At 59.0% G+C, this 17,363-nt stretch carries 22 protein-coding genes; 10 read left to right on the top strand and 12 right to left on the bottom strand.

The genetic code is table 11. The features are described 5' to 3' along the window. Positions 1-12: 12 nt before the first annotated feature. Positions 13-261, bottom strand: a complete 249-nt coding sequence (locus tag ACJ8J4_RS18655; protein ID WP_016926728.1) for a GlsB/YeaQ/YmgE family stress response membrane protein — start codon at positions 259-261, stop codon at positions 13-15. A 33-nt stretch (positions 262-294) separates the two neighbouring features. Continuing rightward, positions 295-810 (bottom strand): hypothetical protein, encoded by a 516-nt coding sequence (locus tag ACJ8J4_RS18650; RefSeq protein WP_016926729.1) that lies wholly within the window; start codon positions 808-810, stop codon positions 295-297. A gap of 272 nt (positions 811-1,082) precedes the next feature. Between ACJ8J4_RS18650 and hda the strand changes: the two genes are divergently transcribed. Next, on the top strand, positions 1,083-1,784 hold the full coding sequence (gene hda / locus ACJ8J4_RS18645; RefSeq protein WP_025159568.1) for a DnaA inactivator Hda: 702 nt from the start codon (positions 1,083-1,085) through the stop codon (positions 1,782-1,784). 7 nt (positions 1,785-1,791) lie between these two features. Here hda and ACJ8J4_RS18640 read toward each other — a convergent pair whose 3' ends face one another. The 4 genes from ACJ8J4_RS18640 to ACJ8J4_RS18625 all read right to left on the bottom strand — a co-directional run bounded on the left by ACJ8J4_RS18640 (position 1,792) and on the right by ACJ8J4_RS18625 (position 4,625). Further along, the gene (locus ACJ8J4_RS18640) at positions 1,792-2,337 is read right to left on the bottom strand and encodes a helix-turn-helix transcriptional regulator (RefSeq protein ID WP_142591423.1); all 546 of its coding nucleotides are present in this window, start codon (positions 2,335-2,337) and stop codon (positions 1,792-1,794) included. A 13-nt stretch (positions 2,338-2,350) separates the two neighbouring features. Beyond that, positions 2,351-2,581, bottom strand: a complete 231-nt coding sequence (locus ACJ8J4_RS18635) for a hypothetical protein (protein WP_060434427.1) — start codon at positions 2,579-2,581, stop codon at positions 2,351-2,353. A 200-nt stretch (positions 2,582-2,781) separates the two neighbouring features. Then, positions 2,782-3,135, bottom strand: coding sequence for an arsenate reductase (glutaredoxin) (gene arsC, locus ACJ8J4_RS18630; RefSeq protein ID WP_142591425.1), 354 nt, complete (start codon positions 3,133-3,135; stop codon positions 2,782-2,784). 20 nt (positions 3,136-3,155) lie between these two features. Next, positions 3,156-4,625: a beta-barrel assembly-enhancing protease gene (locus tag ACJ8J4_RS18625; protein ID WP_141998655.1), complete on the bottom strand. Its 1,470-nt coding sequence runs from the start codon at positions 4,623-4,625 to the stop codon at positions 3,156-3,158. A 340-nt stretch (positions 4,626-4,965) separates the two neighbouring features. Between ACJ8J4_RS18625 and ACJ8J4_RS18620 the strand changes: the two genes are divergently transcribed. Beyond that, positions 4,966-5,505 (top strand): RrF2 family transcriptional regulator, encoded by a 540-nt coding sequence (locus ACJ8J4_RS18620; RefSeq protein WP_025303838.1) that lies wholly within the window; start codon positions 4,966-4,968, stop codon positions 5,503-5,505. Between the two features lie 160 nt (positions 5,506-5,665). Further along, a complete protein-coding gene (locus ACJ8J4_RS18615) occupies positions 5,666-6,874 on the top strand; it encodes an NAD(P)/FAD-dependent oxidoreductase (RefSeq protein ID WP_089181200.1) in 1,209 nt (402 codons plus the stop codon). A 36-nt stretch (positions 6,875-6,910) separates the two neighbouring features. Here ACJ8J4_RS18615 and ACJ8J4_RS18610 read toward each other — a convergent pair whose 3' ends face one another. Further along, entirely contained in the window at positions 6,911-7,372 is a 462-nt protein-coding gene (locus ACJ8J4_RS18610) for an Lrp/AsnC family transcriptional regulator (protein WP_019452433.1), read from the bottom strand. 193 nt (positions 7,373-7,565) lie between these two features. On the opposite strand from ACJ8J4_RS18610, the gene ACJ8J4_RS18605 reads away from it, so the two are divergent. Then, a complete protein-coding gene (locus ACJ8J4_RS18605; RefSeq protein ID WP_197836421.1) occupies positions 7,566-8,183 on the top strand; it encodes a LysE family translocator in 618 nt (205 codons plus the stop codon). A 2-nt stretch (positions 8,184-8,185) separates the two neighbouring features. Here ACJ8J4_RS18605 and ACJ8J4_RS18600 read toward each other — a convergent pair whose 3' ends face one another. Further along, complete coding sequence (locus tag ACJ8J4_RS18600; protein WP_060448084.1) at positions 8,186-8,638, bottom strand: GNAT family N-acetyltransferase; 453 nt, start codon at positions 8,636-8,638, stop codon at positions 8,186-8,188. A 43-nt stretch (positions 8,639-8,681) separates the two neighbouring features. Next, positions 8,682-9,284 (bottom strand): helix-turn-helix domain-containing protein, encoded by a 603-nt coding sequence (locus tag ACJ8J4_RS18595; RefSeq protein ID WP_043140438.1) that lies wholly within the window; start codon positions 9,282-9,284, stop codon positions 8,682-8,684. A gap of 43 nt (positions 9,285-9,327) precedes the next feature. Between ACJ8J4_RS18595 and ACJ8J4_RS18590 the strand changes: the two genes are divergently transcribed. Continuing rightward, positions 9,328-10,020 carry a B3/B4 domain-containing protein gene (locus tag ACJ8J4_RS18590; protein ID WP_025303833.1) on the top strand — a complete coding sequence of 231 codons (693 nt, stop codon included), beginning with the start codon at positions 9,328-9,330 and terminating at the stop codon, positions 10,018-10,020. 6 nt (positions 10,021-10,026) lie between these two features. Here ACJ8J4_RS18590 and ACJ8J4_RS18585 read toward each other — a convergent pair whose 3' ends face one another. Further along, positions 10,027-10,242 carry a hypothetical protein gene (locus tag ACJ8J4_RS18585; RefSeq protein WP_025303832.1) on the bottom strand — a complete coding sequence of 72 codons (216 nt, stop codon included), beginning with the start codon at positions 10,240-10,242 and terminating at the stop codon, positions 10,027-10,029. 851 nt (positions 10,243-11,093) lie between these two features. Between ACJ8J4_RS18585 and ACJ8J4_RS18580 the strand changes: the two genes are divergently transcribed. Further along, positions 11,094-12,170, top strand: coding sequence for an AI-2E family transporter (locus ACJ8J4_RS18580; RefSeq protein WP_025303831.1), 1,077 nt, complete (start codon positions 11,094-11,096; stop codon positions 12,168-12,170). 44 nt (positions 12,171-12,214) lie between these two features. Here ACJ8J4_RS18580 and bcp read toward each other — a convergent pair whose 3' ends face one another. Both bcp and ACJ8J4_RS18570 read right to left on the bottom strand, forming a co-directional pair. Next, on the bottom strand, positions 12,215-12,679 hold the full coding sequence (gene bcp / locus ACJ8J4_RS18575; protein WP_025303830.1) for a thioredoxin-dependent thiol peroxidase: 465 nt from the start codon (positions 12,677-12,679) through the stop codon (positions 12,215-12,217). A gap of 2 nt (positions 12,680-12,681) precedes the next feature. Next, positions 12,682-13,287 (bottom strand): glycine cleavage system transcriptional repressor, encoded by a 606-nt coding sequence (locus ACJ8J4_RS18570; protein ID WP_369783268.1) that lies wholly within the window; start codon positions 13,285-13,287, stop codon positions 12,682-12,684. Between the two features lie 110 nt (positions 13,288-13,397). Here ACJ8J4_RS18570 and dapA point away from each other — a divergent pair, with 110 nt between their 5' ends. The 4 genes from dapA (at position 13,398) to ypfJ (ending at position 17,308) form a co-directional block, all read left to right on the top strand. Next, positions 13,398-14,279 carry a 4-hydroxy-tetrahydrodipicolinate synthase gene (gene dapA, locus ACJ8J4_RS18565; protein WP_033644005.1) on the top strand — a complete coding sequence of 294 codons (882 nt, stop codon included), beginning with the start codon at positions 13,398-13,400 and terminating at the stop codon, positions 14,277-14,279. A 16-nt stretch (positions 14,280-14,295) separates the two neighbouring features. Then, positions 14,296-15,348 (top strand): outer membrane protein assembly factor BamC, encoded by a 1,053-nt coding sequence (gene bamC, locus ACJ8J4_RS18560; protein WP_025303828.1) that lies wholly within the window; start codon positions 14,296-14,298, stop codon positions 15,346-15,348. Between the two features lie 170 nt (positions 15,349-15,518). Beyond that, positions 15,519-16,232: a phosphoribosylaminoimidazolesuccinocarboxamide synthase gene (purC, locus tag ACJ8J4_RS18555; protein ID WP_043140423.1), complete on the top strand. Its 714-nt coding sequence runs from the start codon at positions 15,519-15,521 to the stop codon at positions 16,230-16,232. A gap of 209 nt (positions 16,233-16,441) precedes the next feature. Next, a complete protein-coding gene (gene ypfJ, locus ACJ8J4_RS18550) occupies positions 16,442-17,308 on the top strand; it encodes a KPN_02809 family neutral zinc metallopeptidase (RefSeq protein ID WP_043140420.1) in 867 nt (288 codons plus the stop codon). The last annotated feature ends 55 nt before the right edge of the window (positions 17,309-17,363 follow it).

The raw sequence follows: 17,363 nt of genomic DNA, 5'->3' as shown, positions 1-17,363 counted from the left end.
ATGGCATTCGCCTTAGCTGCGAATTTTGCGGTACACGAACAGCACCACGATGGCGCCGATAACCGCCACCACGAAGCTGCCGAAGTTGAAGCCGTCAACCTTGCCGTAGCCGAAGAAGGTGCTGATATAGCCGCCGACCACGGCGCCGATGATCCCCAGCACGACGGTCAGAATAAAGCCGCCGCCGTCTTTGCCGGGCATGATCCACTTAGCCAAAATACCGGCGATCAGGCCGAAGATAATCCAGGAAATAATCCCCATTTACTGCTCCTTTCTTTGGTGGCTGAGAATAGCTTACTGCTGGGTGGCCGGCTGAGTATTGCCGTTCACCGCCGCATCGGTCTCTTGTTTCAACTCTTGCGCTTTGTTTTCGGCGCTGTTCTTGATGGCTTCGGTCTTCGCCTTGGCCTGCTCGGTCAGATCGTTGGCGCCGTTGATGGCGTCGTTTTTGATGGCCTTGGCCTGATCCACCAACTGCTGGCTCTGTTTACCTGCGTCGTCTTTGATCGCGGCGGCTTTGGCCTTGGCGTCGTTGGTGATGGCGTCCGCCTGCTTGGCGGCGTCTTCTTTAATCGCCGAAGCTTTGTCTTTCAGCTGATCCGCCTGAGTGGCGGCCTCTTTTTTGATTTCATCCGCCGTCGCTTTCGCTTTGTCCGTCAGATCGTCCGCTTTTTTCTGGGCGGCGTCTTTCATCTGCTCGGCGCTGTCTTTGGCTTTATCCAGGTTGGCGTCAACCTTGGACGAGTCATCACAGCCGGCAACCAACAACCCGATAAAGGAGGCCAACAGCACTTTATTCCATACTTTCATCGTCTATATCCTTGCAGAAACCTTGTTGATGGTGATTGCATTTAGCCTACCTATACTAGGTCAGATTTTACTTAAATTACAAATTTAACCTGCGCAGGCATGGAGTTAGGGAATGATATCGGATAATTCTTGCCTCGACGGGTGCCGCAGCCGATCAAGCGGCGCTTAGGCATTGTTCACTATTGCGGCATAAGATCCTGCCGGTTCAACAGCGCCCGTTTTCTGTGTTAAACTGCCCACGTTTTTCTGCCAGTTTTGGTTGAGGTGCTTCTCTGAATACGCCGGCACAGCTTTCACTGCCACTTTATCTTCCCGATGATGAAACTTTCGCCAGTTTTTATCCGGGCGAGAACCCATCCCTATTAGCCGCGATCCAATCCGCCGTCCGTCAGGAACATGGCAGCTATATCTATTTCTGGTCGCGTGAAGGCGGCGGGCGCAGCCATCTGCTGCATGCGGCCTGCGCCGAGCTTTCGCAGAAAGGCGAAGCGGTGGGCTATGTGCCGCTCGACAAGCGCGCTTACTTCGTGCCTGAAGTGTTGGACGGCATGGAGCAGCTGGCGCTGGTCTGCATCGACAATATCGAATGCATCGCCGGCGACGAAGAGTGGGAGATGGCGATCTTCAACCTCTACAACCGCATCCTGGAAACCGGCCGCACCCGGTTGTTCATCACCGGGGATCGCCCGCCGCGTCAGCTGAACCTGCGTTTGCCGGATCTGGCTTCGCGCCTGGACTGGGGGCAGATCTACAAGCTGCAGCCGCTGTCGGACGAAGAGAAACTGCTGGCGCTGCAGCTGCGCGGCAAACTGCGCGGCTTCGAGCTGCCGGAAGACGTGGGCCGCTTCCTGTTGAAACGGCTGGATCGCGAGATGCGCACGCTGTTTATGACTCTCGATCAGCTCGATCGCGCCTCGATCACCGCCCAGCGCAAGCTGACCATCCCGTTCGTTAAAGAGATCCTGGGGCTGTAACGAGCCATCAAGCCTGTTTTTCTGCATATTCCAGCAGGGTGCAATAATGCTCAACCTGCTGGCGTTGCCGATCGCTTCGCAGTTGCAAAGCGAGATTGATGTATTCCAGACACTGCGCATTGTCTGCAAGCCGTGGGTCGATTTTCCCCTGCTGTGCCAACCAGGCCGCCACGTCAGCCCAACGCCATAGCGGTGAGGCTCCGCCGAGCCGTTGAATGGGGGAAGGGAAGCCGCCGGGGCCGCGAGTCCCGTCTTTTAGCATGGCGATCGCCTGACGTGACAGTTCAGTGAGCTCGGCAATATCGCTTAACCCTACCAGGCTGGAGTCCACCGATATCACCTTGGCGCTAATAGTTGCAGACTCGATATCGCTGATGGCGCTGCAAATCGCGTGCGCAAAGTTATCGCTTTCTCGATCGAATTCCAGGTAAACGGCTTTACCGTAGAAACAGATCAGCGCGTCATCGCATCCCGCCGCATACAGCGCATCCTCTAGCCCGGCGGTATCGGCAGTGACCCCGCCCAGCGTCAATGCGAAATGATAAAGCGTCATGGTGATTCTCCGGTTATTTTTTCTGCGACAGCGCCAGGCAGTGATCGACCTTGCGCCGAATCTGTTTGGCATGTACCTCTGGGTTTTTTGGCGTGCTCCAGATGCTCATCATATGTTCTTGGTGCCCGACAAAGGCGCAATGTAGCCGACCAAATGCGTGCCCCTTACTGGGCCGAAAATACCAACCCTGAGAAAGGGCGTAAGCTAATGCCGCCTGAATGTGCTTGTCTGGGTGTTTTTTCATCGCTCGTCCAGTGATGCGCTCAGGGTAGGTGGGGTGTTGACGATTGTCAACGGCTGTTTCACCGAGAGATTTGGCGTTTGCGCAGCATAGCAGTAGAAGAAGACTGGGATGATTAAAAGTATCTATATAACAAACAATTAAAAATAGCCCTGTTCAGGGCTATTGGTATTTTGCGGTTCAATAACAGACTTTCCGGACGATTACAAAATCTCCAGCACCTGCTCCGGCGGTCGGCCGATGCGCGCCTTGCTGCCTTTTACCACGATCGGGCGTTCGATCAGTTTCGGGTTCGTCGTCATTGCCGCCAGCAGCTGCTCTTCGCTCAGGCTGTCGTCCGCCAGCTTCAATTCCTTGTACAGATCTTCTTTTTTGCGCATCAGCTCGCGCGCGGATGTGAAGCCCAGTTCCTTCAACAGCTTTTTCAGCTCATCGACCGTAGGGGGCGTTTCGAGGTACAGCACCACCTTGGGATCGACGCCGTGCTGTTCCAGCAGCGCCAGGGTTTCACGGCTCTTGGAGCAGCGCGGGTTGTGGTAAATCGTGATGTTTTTCATGGCGTTCATTCCTTGTTGAATCAGCTGCGTTGGTATTGGCGGAAGCGCTGTTGCAGTTGGCGCAGCTGGTCGATGCGCGCATCGTAGCGCGCCTGTTTTAGGCTGCCGAGTTTTTGCAGCGAGCTGGCATTGCTGAGCAGGCCGATGGCCTGATCGAGCCGGCCGTTCAGCGCCAGGCTTTCGGCACGGGCCGACAGCTCTTCATCGCGCAGCCCTTGTGCGGCGCTGGCCTGCGCCAGCAGATCCCAGCCGTTCGGATCGTCCGGATGGGCAAAGGTGTAGCGGTTCAGGATCTTCGACGCCTGCGCCGGCTGGTTGCCTTCGACATAGGCGTTGGCCAGGTTGAGCTGCAGCACCGGATTGTTGCTTTGGGCGGCGTTGGCCGCCTGCAGGCGGGCGATGGCCTGCGGCGCGCGTTTCTGGCCGAGATCGATGTCGGTCATCAGGTCGAGCAGCCAGACGTTTTTCGCATCCTGCGCCAGCATCGGTTGAATGATATTGCGCGCGTCGTCGTATTTTTTCGCTTCATAGAACAGGATGGCGCGGCCGTATTTGGCGGCCGCCTGTTCGCGCACGTTGCCCTTGCTGAGCGAGCCGAGCAGTTCTTCGTTCAGGCCATAGCCTTCCGAACTGTACATGCCCAGTGCGCGCACTTTGGCCATCAGGTAATCCTGCGAGGACTGCACGATGTGTTTCGGCATCTGGTTGGCGCGGTTGCGTGCGTCGGAGAGGCGGCTGTCCGGCAACGGGTGCGTTAGCAGCATTTCCGGCGGTTTGGAGGCGTAGCGCGACTGATCCGAGAGTTTCTGCAGGAAGTCGGGCATCGCTTCCGGATCGAAACCGGCGCGCTGCAGCACCTGAATGCCGATGCGATCGGCTTCCTGTTCGTTCGATTGGGTAAAGCTGATCATGCCTTGCTGGGTGCCGGCCATGGTGCCGCTCAGCGCCGCCATGCCCATGGTCGGGTTGGCCATCGCCAGCAGGATGGAACCAAGCGCGCCCACCCAGGTCAACGGGGCGTTGCGCTGCTGATCTTCCATGGCGCGCGCCAGGTGGCGCTGGGTGACGTGCGAGATTTCGTGCGCTAGCACCGAAGCCAGCTGGCTTTCGTTGTCGCTGACGCGGAACAGGGCGGAATGCAGCACCACGTTGCCGCCGAAGAAGGCGAAGGCGTTGATTTCGTCGTTGCGCACCAGATAGAAATGGAACGGCGTGCGCACCGAATAGGCGCTGGCCACCAGCCGGTTGCCCAGCTGATTGATGTATTGGATTAGCAGCGGATCGTTGATCAGCGGGGCGCTGGCGCGCAGTTGGCGCACGTAAAAATCGCCCATCGCCAGTTCTTGTCCGATGCTCAGGGTGCCGCCGGCGGAGGTGCCCATATCCGGCAACTGGTCCTGGCTTTCCGCCTGTGCTGGCGCCAGGGCGGTGGCGTTCAGCGTGCCGAGCAGCAGCACCGCTAACGCGGTTTTGGTCAACCGGTTGGTCATAGTCAGGCGTTTCCCTTAAATAATCATTTCTAAGACGTCAGCAGCAGACAAGAGTTCTTTATTCCCACGGCGCAATCCGCGTGAAAGTGCGGCGGCTCACAAACCGCGGCGGCGGTGCCCATCACATCATAGTCAGCCGTTGGCAACAAGGAAACGTTAGCCGGGCGCGAATCGGGCAAAAAAGTTTTATTTTTCATTTCGAAGGGCGTTTTCTGCGTCGCCGGTGGCCTGCATTGTCAATAAAACACGGACAAAGTTGATCCGCGTTTTATTGACCAGATAAACGCAGACTCATATAGTCTGCGTTATTGAAGATTCATTGACGGTTGAAAACGGACATATGGCGTACATCACAACCAGCGTTGAATATGGCATCCACTGCCTGCTGTGGCTGGTCGGCGATAACCAGCGGGCGCTCAGCAGCCGCGAACTCGCCGAGCTGCAAGGGATCTCACCCAGCTTTCTGGCCAAGATTTTCCCCAAGCTGGAAAAGGCGGGGATCGTCGCCGCCAGCGAAGGGGTGCGCGGCGGCTACCGGCTGGCCCGCCCGGCGGACGAGATCAGCTTTCTGGCGATCATCGACGCTATCGAGGGGCACAAGCCGCTGTTCGATTGCCAGGAGGTGCGCGGGCGCTGCGCGGTGTTCGATGACTCCCCGCCGGATTGGGCGGTCTCCGGCAAATGCGCTATCCATGCGGTGATGCTGCAGGCGGAGAAGGCGATGCGCGATGCGCTGGCGGCGCAGACTCTCGGCGCCGTCGCCGCCCGTTTTGGCCGCAAAGCGCCGCAAGGCTTCTTCGGCGAGGTCAACCTCTGGCTCGACGAGCGCATGACGGAACGCACCGCGCGCAGCGGCAAAACGGCGCGCGCCAAGACCTAACCACCGCCTTTCCTTAAAACGAAACACACTTTTTCCCGCCTCTTCGGAAGGGGCGGGCGGGCCTTCTGTACCCTGTTACGGGAGCGGGACGGCATCGTTCATCCGAAAAAACTGCGGGCAGCCTTGTCGCCCGGTTAACCCTGTATGAAGGAGTCATCCCATGACGCAGAAAATAGTGATTGCCGGTTCCGGTTTTGCCGGTTTTTGGGCCGCCGTGTCCGCCATGCGCGCCATTACCCTTGCCGGTAAGCATGACGATATCGAGGTGCTCATGGTTTCACCGACGCCAACCGTCACCATCCGGCCACGCCTGTATGAGGCCGTGCTGGAAAACATGAACCCGGACATTTCCGCGCAGCTCGCTGTCGTCGGTGTGCGCCACCTGGCCGGGATGGTAGAGCGTATCGATGCCGCTGCTAAAACGCTCACGGTGGCGCAGGCGACGGGGGAACCCCTTGAGTTGGCCTACGATCGTTTGGTGTGGGCCACCGGCAGCCGGCTGTCCGTGCCTGCGGTGCCGGGCTTTGCCGAATACGGCTTCAACGTCGATACGTTGGAAAGCGCGCAGCGTCTGGATGCCCATATTAAAGCGCTGGTGGCCAAACCGTCGACGCCGGCGCGCAACACCGCCTTGGTGGTGGGGGCGGGGCTGACCGGCCTGGAGAGCGCGGCGGAGATGCCGCAACGGCTGCGCGATGCGCTGGGCAAAGACGAGAACGTGCGCGTGGTGATCGTCGATACCGCGCCGGAAGTGGGTGCCGGGATGGGGGCGGAGCCGGGGGCGGTGATACGCCAGGCATTGGCGGAGTGCGGCGTGGAAGCGCGGGCCGGCCTGCGCGTCTCGGCCATCGACGCCGAGGGGGTGATGCTGTCGAACGGTGAGCGCATCGCCGCCAACACGGTGATCCTGGCGGCGGGCGTGCGAGCGCATCCGCTGACCGAGCAGATCCCCGGCGAGCGCGACGGCAGCGGCCGGGTGATCGGCGACGCCTTCCTGCGCGCGCCGGCGGCGGCGGGCATTTTCGTGACCGGCGATACGGTGAAGGCGGCGACCGACGATCTCGGTAACCACAACCTGATGACCTGCCAGCATGCGCTGAGCCTTGGGCGCGTGGCCGGCCACAATGCGGCGGCGGAACTGACGGGCTTGCCGACGCACCCTTACAGCCAGCCGAAGTATGTAACCTGTCTGGATCTGGGCCCCTGGGGCGCGCTGTATACCGAAGGCTGGGAGCGCCAGGTGCGCTTTACCCGTGAGGAAGGCAAAAAGATTAAGCAGGAGATCAACACGCAGTGGATTTACCCACCGGCGGCGGATCGCGAGGCGCTGTTTGCCGTCGCCAATCCGGATTTCGTGATTGTGCCTTAAAGAAAAGAGAAAACGGGAGCGGTAACGCTCCCGTCGTCATTTGCCCAGCGGCAGGAACGAGCGCTCCGGCACCACGGTTTTCATCACCAGCGTGGAGCTCAGGCGTTGCACGCCCGGCAGAGCGGAGAGTTTCTCGTCGTAAAGCTGCTGGAAGGCGGGCAGATCGCGGGCGATCACGTGCAGCAGATAGTCGGGATCGCCAAACAGCCGCTGTGCCTGCACCACCTGCGGAATGTCCACCATGGCGTTTTCGAAGGTTTCAACGGCGCGGCGATCGCCTTCGCGCATGGTGACGAACACCAGGGCGGAAAAGTTATAGCCCAGGCTGCCGGGGTCGAGCTGGGCGCGGTAACCCCTGATCACCCCGGACTCCTCTAATGCCCGTACCCGGCGGTGGCAGGGAGACACGCTCAAACCGATCCGCTCGGCCAGCTCGGTTACCGACAAACGGCCATCGACCTGCAGTTCAGCAAGAATCTTGCGATCAATCTTATCCATTTGGAAAAATTTCCCCGCTTATGCCGATTTCAGGCAAGTAATTGAAAGCACATTTTAACGCCTTGAGGATATTCTTGCCATCTGTTGAACGGTTTTGACGGCCACCGCGGCAGGCGGAGGCCGTTCTTCTTCCACGAGGAAAGGCAATGGTTCTCTGTTTGGTGTGGCGTGGCGCGTCTGAGAGGGCGCCGGCATGACGCTCGCTCTGTTCGCCGCTTTTTGGGCGGTGTCGATTTTATTGGTGATCACGCCGGGTATGGATTGGGCCTATGTGATCTCGGCGGGCATTCGCGGCCGGGTGGTGGTGCCCGCCGTCGCCGGCTTGCTGTTCGGCCATCTGCTGATGATTGCGATTGTGGTGGCGGGCGTCGGCGCGCTGCTGGTCGGCAACCCGTTGGCGCTGACGGCGCTCACCCTGTTGGGGGCGGCTTATCTGTTGTGGATCGGTTTCAACATGCTGCTGCACCCGCCAGTGCCCGGCGCCGGTGAAGATCAGCGTTCCGATTCCTGGCTGCGCTGGGCCGGCAAGGGCGTGTGCGTCAGCGGCTTGAACCCCAAGGTGTTTCTGCTGTTTCTGGCACTGCTGCCGCAGTTTACCGACGCCCGAGCCGATTGGTCGGTGCCGATGCAGATGCTGGCGTTGGGCGTCGTGCATTTGATCAGCTGCGGCCTGGTGTATCTGCTGGTGGGATTCGGTTCGCAGTCGGTACTGCGCACGCGCCCGCAGGCTGCGAAGATAGTGGGGCGCATCTCCGGCGCGGCGATGATCGTCATCGCGCTCGGGCTGCTGGCCGAGCAGGCGCTGAAATAGCATTACCGTCGATAGATGTCCGGCCGGGCGATCTGCCAGACAAAGTCGGGGTGGTTGATGGCCGAATAGCCCACTTTCTCATAGAGCCAGGGGGCGGTGCTGGTGACCAGCATGATTCGCCTCAGCTTCGCCATCAGCGGATGGGCCTGGCAGCATTCCGCCAGCCACAGGCCCAGCCCGCTTTTTTGATGCGTCTCCAACACGTATACGTCGCACAGATAGCCGAAAGTGGCGTAATCGGTGACCAGCCGGGCGAAACCGATCTGCCTGGCCTCGTGATACAAACCGAAGCACAGGCTGTGGGTGAGGGACTGGCGGACGGTTTCTTTATCGATTCCCTCCGCCCATGACGAACGGGTCAGAAAAGCGTGGATGGCATCGAGATCAAGCAGGGCGGGATCGGTGCTGACGAGATAGTCCGCACGCTGCCAGACAAGTGCGGCAGGGGTTGTCATGATGATTCTTCTCCTGTGAAAGCGTTCAGGTCAGGGCCGCCGTTCAGGCGTGCAGTTCGGCGACCGTCATGGTGAAAATCAGCGTGTCTTCGCCCTCGTTGGCGTACCGGTGCGGGCCGTCCGTTCTGGCGACCGCCGAACAGCCCGGCGCAATTCTGAGCTTGGTTTGTTCGACGGCAAGGCTTAAGACGCCTTGCTCAACGTGCAGCAGCTCAAACGTGCCCGTCGGGTGGCCGCCCGATGCATAGGATTCCCCGGGCGCCATTTCCCACCGCCACAGTTCTATCATGTTCGGGCCTTGGGTGCCCGCCAGCAAACGGGCCGAGCCGCCGCTATCGCCATGCCACAGCGTGGGAATATCTTGGCTTTCAATCAGGTAGGCGGCGGGCGCGCGGGTGACGTTGACGATGTCCGCCACCGAGAGACCCAGCGCCGCCGCGAGCTTGCACAGGATGGCGATGCTGGGATTGGCGGCGCCTTTCTCGATCTCTACCAGCATGCCTTTGCTGACGCCCGCCCGGCGCGACAGTTCGTCCAGCGATAGCTTTTGGCTTTTTCTCTGTTGCTTGATGCGATGTGACACCGCTTCGCTGACGGTTTGCACGTCGGCGCCAAACTCGGTCGGTCTGTTGACTTTTTTGTTCATCGGTCAATATTATGCAATAAAATGGTCAATATAGGATTATTTAATGATTTTAGTCGATCCGTCAATCGATCCGGCCGTCGCTGCGTTGGCACCCGGTTTCCGGGCGTTGAGCATTACCGCGGTTGCGGCTCCCATAGCCCATCCGGACGTGGGGGCGTTAGCGTTGGCGCAAGCCTGTCGCGCCCTCGGCGAGGAAGACGCACCCTGGGCAGAGGCGCATCTCACGGCCTGGCGCGAGGTTTTCATGCAGTTTGGCGCCAAACCCAAGCGTACGCCCTGTTCCGCCGATGCCCTGCGCAAGCGCGCGCTGCGCGACGGCACTATGCCCAGCATCGATCCGGTCGTCGATCTCTATAACGCCGTCAGCATCCGTTATGCGGTGCCGGTGGGGGGCGAGAATATCGCGGCCTATGTCGGCGAGCCGCGGCTGATCGTCGCGGATGGCAGCGAACTGTTCGATACCGTCAAGGAGGGGGCGGTGATCCATGAATCGCCGGAGGTGGGCGAAGTTGTTTGGTGCGACGATCGCGGCGTGACCTGCCGCCGCTGGAACTGGCGCCAGGGGGTCAGAACCCGGTTGAGCGCCGAGGCCGAGCGGATGTGGTTCATCCTGGAGAGCCTGCCGGCGATGCCGTTGGCGGCGCTGCACGAGGCGGGCGACGAATTGATTGCCGGTTTACGGCAAATGATGCCCGGCGTCACGGTAGAGCAACGGCTCATCGGCTGCGCCTCGTAACGGGTGTCAGCACTGGCGGCGGACCAAACCGGTGATCAAATCCAGCGCGTCGTCCGCCGCCGCGATTTCGCTTTCGCTGAGCGCTTGCCGTTCGATGAAGCTCTCGATCGCTTCCAACAGGGAGAAGACGCTGATTTCATCCCCTATCTTCACGACTTCGCAAACGCCACGCCCGATCGCCAGACAGATGGCTTCATCAAATTCACACGGTTTGCTGTTCATCTTTCCCCCTACGGCGTTTGGGATGATATCGGCCATGCTACCGGTTTTTTCCCGACGGCTGTCTGACGAAAATCCCATTTTTTCGTTGATGCTGACTGGCGCACGACCGCGGGCATTGGCGAAATTCTGATTTCCTCACCGTGGTCAAATTTCCCTTGTGACCACCGTGCCGGCGCGGTATTGTCGCCAAATGACGACAATACCGCCTCATTGTCCGCATAAAAATTCATGACGTTATCATCCCTTCATCCCGCTGCCGTGCGGGATTTTTTTATGAGGTTTATCTCAAAGTGCGGATAACCTCGACGCGATCGCTTGCCATGCTCTGAGAATAATCCTAGCTTGAAATAGTCATTTAGGGTTAGCAATCCCTCATGACCTCCTTGTAACACTTGATGCACCAGAACGTTTTCTCCCCCGCTGCGGCGGGGGTTTTTAATGACGTGCATCAGAAAAGGCCGCAACGCAAGAACCGACAGAGTTCGTGACGATAACCAGTTTAAGTATCAGGGGACGGGACTATGAAAAATGATCTGGCGGCGGCGATCGCGATTGGCTGTGTGTTGTTGTTCGCATTGGCAGTCGGTTCGCCCCTTTCTATCGGTACCTCGCTGTAATCTTCCGCGGCCCCGTTCGGGGCCGCTCACCGAACCTGTCGCCGCGTCTGCGGATTTTTGCGCCGATCGCCTGCCCGCGCGATAAAATCAGCCAAATCGCTGTTGATGTATGGTGAACTTTGAGTACTCTGAGTGCTTTGCACACCTCGCGTGCGCCCGTTCTATCTATGCTTTAATCAGGCCCATCACAGGAATCGCCATGCCCGCCCGCCAAATCTCGAGGAGCCCGCTCTGATGCTGGAGATGTTATTACAGTGGTACCGCCGCCGCTTCACCGATCCGCAGGCTATCGCGCTGCTGGTGATCCTGGTCGCCGGGTTCCTCATTCTCTATTTTCTGCACGGCATTCTGACCCCGTTGCTGGTCGCCATCGTGCTGGCGTACCTGCTGGAGTGGCCGACCGCGCGCCTGCAGCGCATCGGCTGTTCGCGCACCTGGGCGGCGAGCATCATGCTGTTGGTGTTCGCGGGCGTTGCCATGCTGCTGGTGTTTGTCGTCGCGCCGACCGCTTGGCAGCAGGGCATCAATCTGATGAGCGATCTGCCGGGCATGCTCAACCAGTTCTATAACTTCGCCGCGACGCTGCCGAAGCGTTATCCAGCGCTGGTGGATGCCGGCATCATCGACATGATGGCGGAAAACCTGCGCAGTCGGCTGTCCGGCATGGGCGAATCGGTGGTGAAATTCTCGCTGGCGTCGCTGGTCGGCCTGCTGACGTTGGCTATCTACCTGATCCTGGTGCCGATGATGATGTTCTTCCTGCTGAAGGACAAAGATCAACTGTTGAACGCGGTGCGCCGCGTGCTGCCGCGCAATCGCGGCCTGGCGGGGCAGGTCTGGAACGAAATGAATCAGCAGATCACCAACTATATCCGCGGCAAGGTGCTGGAGATGGTGATTGTCGGTGTGGCGACCTACCTGGTGTTCGCCGTGCTGGACATGCGCTACTCGCTGCTGCTGGCGGTGCTGGTGGGCTTTTCGGTGCTGATCCCCTACATCGGCGCGGTGCTGGTCACCATACCGGTGGTGGTGGTGGCGCTGTTCCAGTGGGGCGTCGGCGCCGATTTCTGGACGCTGATCGTCGCCTATCTGGTGGTACAGGGGTTGGACGGCAACCTGTTGGTGCCCATTTTGTTCTCCGAAGCGGTCAACCTGCATCCGCTAGTGATTATCCTGGCGGTGATCGTGTTCGGCGGGATGTGGGGCTTTTGGGGCGTGTTTTTCGCCATACCGCTGGCGACGCTGGTGAAGGCGGTGATTCACGCCTGGCCCGATGAACTGCGGGTCGAGGTGGAAGACAAGGCCGGCTGACAGGGAAGAAACGAAGCGCAGCAGGCCGCTGCGCTTCGTGAGAATTACTGCTGCAGGTAGCTCAGAACGATGTCGTGGTGATTGGTGGTTTTGAAATCATCAAACACTTTTTCAATCTTGCCGTTGGCGTCGATCAGGAAGCTGATGCGGTGAATACCGTCGTAGGTCTTGCCCATGAAGGTTTTCTCGCCCCACACGCCAAACTGTTGCGATACCTGATGATCTTCATCAGACAACAGCGTGAAGTTGAGCAGCTCCTTTTCGGCGAAGCGCGACAGTTTTTCCGGTTTGTCGGTGCTGATGCCCAGCACTTCGACGCCGACCTTTTTCAATTCGTCCATGTTGTCCCGCAGGCCGCAGGCTTGCACGGTGCAGCCCGGCGTCATCGCCTTCGGATAGAAATAGACCAATACTCGCTGTCCCTGGAAGTCGGCCAAATTAATTTCCTCACCGTCCTGGTCAGGCAAACTAAATTTCGGCGCTGTGTCACCGGCTTTCAATGGGCTCATCACTACTCTCCATCTTTCTCATCATGCTGTGGATAGTTCACCACGCTAATACTGCCTTGCGCGTTCAATTCTGTACATAGGCGATGGAAGGCTTGCTCAATATTTGAGGCATCCCGATCGCCGGAGCTGTGGGCGGTGATTTGGATATACAGCTGCGGTGGCAGGTCGCCGTCCGCCGGCTGCGTGCGCGAGACCAGCTCGGCGATATTCATCTGGCTGGAGTCGAACAAATCGGTAAAGCGTTCGATGATATGCGGCGAGTCCTTGACTTCCACCTGCACCCATACCGTGGCCGGCATCGGCGGCCTTTCGTGCGAGTTTGTGCGCTTCATCACGATCAGCAGATCCAGCTCCGCGCCTTTTTGCGGCAGGGTGGATTCGATCAGGGTGATGGCGTTCCAGCTGCCGGACAGCAGCATGATGAACGTGAACTCCTCCCCCAGCATGGCCAGACGGCTATCTTCGATATTGCATCCGCAACTGCTGACGTGGCGGGTGATGGTATTGACGATTCCGGGGCGGTCGGCGCCGAGCGCGGTAATCACGAGATAGTGTTCGTCTGACTGAGGCAAAATAGCGCTTCCTGTCGTGCTTAATGGGGTTACCATGGTAAACATAAAAAAAACCGCCTGCCAAGCGCTTACAACGCGGTTGTGCGCTTGCTTTTGGATAGGCAGCAAAAGTACCATGAGTGACTTGTTTGTGGAGGGGACGGCCAATGTTTACGGGAAGTATTGTTGCACTGGTTACGCCGATGGACGACAAAGGTGCTGTCGATCGCGCGAGCCTGAAAAAATTGATCGATTATCATGTAGCCAGTGGCACCGCGGCGATCGTTTCCGTAGGGACCACCGGCGAGTCCGCAACGCTTGCCCATGACGAGCACGTTGACGTGGTGCTGCAGACGCTGGAGCTGGCCGACGGCCGCATCCCGGTGATCGCCGGCACTGGCGCCAACGCTACCGCCGAAGCCATCGCGCTCACCACCCGCTTCGCCAATACCGGCGTGGTGGGGTGTCTGACGGTGACGCCGTACTACAATAAGCCGACGCAGGAAGGGCTGTATCAGCACTTCAAGGCGATCGCCGAGAGCACCGAGCTGCCGCAGATCCTGTACAACGTGCCTTCGCGCACCGGTTGCGACATGCTGCCGCCGACCATCGCTCGGCTGGCGAAAATCAAGAATATTGTTGCTGTAAAAGAAGCGACGGGGAACTTAAGTCGCGTTAGTCAGATCCAAGTGCTGGTTGACGATGAAGATTTCATTTTGCTGAGCGGCGACGACGCCAGCGGACTGGACTTCATGCAACTGGGCGGCAAAGGGGTGATTTCCGTGACGGCCAACGTGGCCGCGCGCGAGATGGCGGAACTTTGCGCGCTGGCGGCGCAGGGCAAGTTTGCCGAAGCGCGCCGCTTAAATCAGCGCTTGATGCCGTTGCATCAGGATCTATTTGTAGAAGCAAACCCAATTCCGGTGAAGTGGGCCTGTAAGGCGTTGGGATTGATGGCAACCGATACGCTGCGTCTGCCGATGACGCCGTTGAGTGAAACCGCCCGCCCGGTGGTGGAGCGCGCGCTGAAAAGCGTCGGTTTGCTGTAACTCTAAGGGAAATTTGATGGCTTATTCATTGCAAAAGTCGACGGTAGCAAAAGTAGTGGGCATCTCTTTGGTGATGATGCTGGCAGCCTGCAGCAGCGATCAGCGCTACAAGCGCCAGGTCAGCGGCGACGAGGCCTACCTCGACGCGGCTCCGCTCAAGGCGCTGAACGCGCCGTCCGGCATGATCCTGCCGGTGCAGAGCGGCAACTATGACGTTCCCGCCACGAAGCTGCAAGGCAACGTCGGCAAGCAGCTGGACATTCGTCCGCCGGTGCAGCCGTTGGCGCTGCTGAGCGGTTCACGCGCGCAATACGCCGGCGACAGCGGCACGCTGCTGCTGGAAAACAGCCCGCAGAACCAGAACCTGTGGTCGCGCGTCGTCAGCCTGCTGCAGGCGAAGAACATCGCGATCGCTTCCCGCCAGGACGCCGGTCAGACCCTGACCACCGACTGGGTGAAGTGGAACCGTCTGGACGAAGACAACCAGTACGAAGGCCGTTATCAGATCAGCGTGCAGCAGCAGGGCTACCAGCAGGCGCTGGTGGTGAAAAGCGTTGGCCTGCAGCAGCAGGGCAAGAGCGAGCAGGTGACCGACCAATCTGAGATTCAGCGCTACAACGGCATGATGATCAACACCCTGATCGAAGGCCTGGACAAGCAGGACAACCTGGCGAGCAGCCAGACCGCCAGCCGCTTCGGCGCACTGGACGTGCAGAGCGGCGCCGATGACACCGGCCTGCCGATGCTGGTCGTGCGTGGCCCGTACACCGTTGTGTGGGATCGCCTGCCGCCGGCGCTCGAAAAACTGGGGATGAAAGTGGGTGACCGCAGCCGTCCGCAGGGCACCGTCGCCGTGACCTACAAGTCCCTGAGCAGCAGCGATTGGGATGCGTTGGGCGTTAAGGATCCTGAACTGGCGGAAGGGGATTACAAGCTGCAGGTCGGCGATCTCAACAACCGCACCAGCCTGCAATTCATCGATCCGAAAGGCAAACCGCTCACCCAGTCGAAAAACGATGCACTGGTGGCGGCATTCCAGTCTGCCTTCAGTAAAACCAGCGTTAACTAATCAAAAAGGGGCCTCGGCCCCTTTTTGTTTTGTCTATACGGTATCGTTTGCGTCGCAGGTTTGGCACAATAGTGTCCGGCACGCCAAAGAATTCATTAGGTCAATTCTATACCCCCTAATTTCGGGCCGCGCTCGGGAGACAACGGGGATACATCACTGGAGTAAGTAAGATGCAAAAGCTAGCTGAGCTGTATCGCGGAAAGGCAAAAACCGTTTACACCACCGAGAATCCCGATCTGTTGGTGTTGGAGTTCCGCAACGATACGTCAGCACTGGATGGTCAGCGCATTGAGCAGTTCGATCGCAAAGGCATGGTGAACAACAAGTTCAACCATTTCATCATGAGCAAACTGGAAGAAGCCGGCATCCCGACCCAGATGGAGCGTCTGCTGTCCGACAACGAAGTGCTGGTGAAGAAGCTGGACATGGTGCCGGTGGAATGCGTGATCCGCAACCGCGCCGCCGGTTCGCTGGTGAAGCGTCTGGGCATCGAAGAAGGTCTGGTGCTGAACCCGCCGCTGTTCGATCTGTTCCTGAAAAACGACGCCATGCACGATCCGATGGTGAATGAATCCTACTGCGAAACCTTCGGCTGGGTGAGCAAGGAACATCTGGCGCGCATGCGCGACCTGAGCTACCGCGCCAACGAGGTCTTGACCCAGCTGTTCGACGACGCCGGCCTGATCCTGGTCGACTTCAAGCTGGAGTTCGGCCTGTTCAACGGCGAAGTGGTGCTGGGCGATGAGTTTTCGCCGGACGGCAGCCGCCTGTGGGACAAAAACACCCTGGACAAGATGGACAAAGACCGTTTCCGTCAAAGCCTGGGCGGCCTGATCGAAGCCTACGAAGAAGTGGCGCGCCGCATCGGCGTGAAGCTCGACTAAGCGTTGGCACCGCCATTCGGGGCGATCCGGCCGGATCGTCCCGCTATTCTGCGTTTTTCCAGAAAATTTCTACATTTCCTCCGCGGCAGACCATTTATAATGATGGATGCGAGATGACTAAAACCTATCCCACTCAGGCTTGAAGCTGCCTTTGCGCTTACGATCGCGGTGCAACTTCAACGAGCAGGGGAAATATCTGGAGTGTATTTATGCGTTGGCAAGGGCGTCGGGAAAGTGACAATGTTGAGGATCGTCGCGGGCAATCTTCAGGTTTGGGCGGTGGTGGCGGCGGCTTCCGTGTGCCGCGCGGCAAGGGCGGCATTGTCATTCTGGTGGTGGTGCTGGTGGCCGGCTATTACGGTATCGATCTGTCGCCGCTATTGAACGGCGGTAACGTCGCACCGCAGGGTCAACAGCAGAGCGCTAACATCAGCCCGAAAGACGATGAATTGGCCAAATTTACCTCGGTGGTGCTGGCCTCAACCGAGGATAACTGGAAAGAGATTTTCCAGCGCATGGGCAAAACCTATCAACCGCCGAAGCTGGTGATGTATCGCGGCGTGACGCGCACCAGCTGCGGCACCGGTCAGGCGGCTATGGGGCCGTTCTACTGCCCGGGTGACAGAACGGTGTATATCGATTTGTCTTTCTACCAGGATATGAAAACCAAGCTGGGCGCCGGCGGTGATTTCGCTCAGGCCTATGTGGTGGCGCACGAAGTCGGCCACCACGTGCAGAACCTGTTGGGCATCGAGCCGAAGGTCCGCCAGATGCAGCAGGGCGCCAGCCAAGCGGAAGTAAACCGCCTGTCGGTGAAAATGGAGCTGCAGGCGGACTGCTTTGCCGGCGTGTGGGGCAAATACGCTGAGAAGCAGCAGATGCTGGAAGAGGGCGACCTGCAGGCGGCGCTGAACGCCGCACAGGCGATTGGCGACGATCGGTTGCAGCAGCAGAGCCAGGGCCGCGTTGTGCCGGACAGCTTCACTCACGGCACCTCGCAGCAGCGCTATACCTGGTTTAAACAGGGCTTCGACAGCGGCGATCCCAATACCTGCAACACCTTTGCATCCCGTTAACGCCTCAAGTGCCGGAGCCTGACTCCGGCATTTTTTTCGGATTGAGACACAGCGT

The sequence above is a fragment of the Serratia sp. CY47280 genome (assembly GCF_052168655.1).
Lineage (GTDB): Bacteria > Pseudomonadota > Gammaproteobacteria > Enterobacterales > Enterobacteriaceae > Serratia > Serratia bockelmannii.
The sequence above is the reverse complement of the archived record's forward strand: the minus strand, read 5'-3'. Positions and strand labels throughout refer to the sequence as shown.

Bases quoted from the DNA above. Each gene is read 5' to 3' on its own strand.
- ACJ8J4_RS18655 (WP_016926728.1), bottom strand. From the start codon at position 261: ATGGGGATTATTTCCTGGATTATCTTCGGCCTGATCGCCGGTATTTTG.
- bamC (WP_025303828.1), top strand. From the start codon at position 14,296: ATGGCTTATTCATTGCAAAAGTCGACGGTAGCAAAAGTAGTGGGCATC.
- ACJ8J4_RS18600 (WP_060448084.1), bottom strand. From the start codon at position 8,638: ATGACAACCCCTGCCGCACTTGTCTGGCAGCGTGCGGACTATCTCGTC.
- ACJ8J4_RS18570 (WP_369783268.1), bottom strand. From the start codon at position 13,287: ATGGTAACCCCATTAAGCACGACAGGAAGCGCTATTTTGCCTCAGTCA.
- ACJ8J4_RS18610 (WP_019452433.1), bottom strand. From the start codon at position 7,372: ATGGATAAGATTGATCGCAAGATTCTTGCTGAACTGCAGGTCGATGGC.
- purC (WP_043140423.1), top strand. From the start codon at position 15,519: ATGCAAAAGCTAGCTGAGCTGTATCGCGGAAAGGCAAAAACCGTTTAC.
- ACJ8J4_RS18620 (WP_025303838.1), top strand. From the start codon at position 4,966: ATGGCGTACATCACAACCAGCGTTGAATATGGCATCCACTGCCTGCTG.
- ACJ8J4_RS18585 (WP_025303832.1), bottom strand. From the start codon at position 10,242: ATGAACAGCAAACCGTGTGAATTTGATGAAGCCATCTGTCTGGCGATC.
- ACJ8J4_RS18605 (WP_197836421.1), top strand. From the start codon at position 7,566: ATGACGCTCGCTCTGTTCGCCGCTTTTTGGGCGGTGTCGATTTTATTG.
- ACJ8J4_RS18590 (WP_025303833.1), top strand. From the start codon at position 9,328: ATGATTTTAGTCGATCCGTCAATCGATCCGGCCGTCGCTGCGTTGGCA.
- dapA (WP_033644005.1), top strand. From the start codon at position 13,398: ATGTTTACGGGAAGTATTGTTGCACTGGTTACGCCGATGGACGACAAA.
- ACJ8J4_RS18580 (WP_025303831.1), top strand. From the start codon at position 11,094: ATGCTGGAGATGTTATTACAGTGGTACCGCCGCCGCTTCACCGATCCG.
- ACJ8J4_RS18625 (WP_141998655.1), bottom strand. From the start codon at position 4,625: ATGACCAACCGGTTGACCAAAACCGCGTTAGCGGTGCTGCTGCTCGGC.
- ACJ8J4_RS18615 (WP_089181200.1), top strand. From the start codon at position 5,666: ATGACGCAGAAAATAGTGATTGCCGGTTCCGGTTTTGCCGGTTTTTGG.
- arsC (WP_142591425.1), bottom strand. From the start codon at position 3,135: ATGAAAAACATCACGATTTACCACAACCCGCGCTGCTCCAAGAGCCGT.
- ACJ8J4_RS18595 (WP_043140438.1), bottom strand. From the start codon at position 9,284: ATGAACAAAAAAGTCAACAGACCGACCGAGTTTGGCGCCGACGTGCAA.
- ACJ8J4_RS18650 (WP_016926729.1), bottom strand. From the start codon at position 810: ATGAAAGTATGGAATAAAGTGCTGTTGGCCTCCTTTATCGGGTTGTTG.
- ACJ8J4_RS18640 (WP_142591423.1), bottom strand. From the start codon at position 2,337: ATGACGCTTTATCATTTCGCATTGACGCTGGGCGGGGTCACTGCCGAT.
- ACJ8J4_RS18635 (WP_060434427.1), bottom strand. From the start codon at position 2,581: ATGAAAAAACACCCAGACAAGCACATTCAGGCGGCATTAGCTTACGCC.
- ypfJ (WP_043140420.1), top strand. From the start codon at position 16,442: ATGCGTTGGCAAGGGCGTCGGGAAAGTGACAATGTTGAGGATCGTCGC.
- bcp (WP_025303830.1), bottom strand. From the start codon at position 12,679: ATGAGCCCATTGAAAGCCGGTGACACAGCGCCGAAATTTAGTTTGCCT.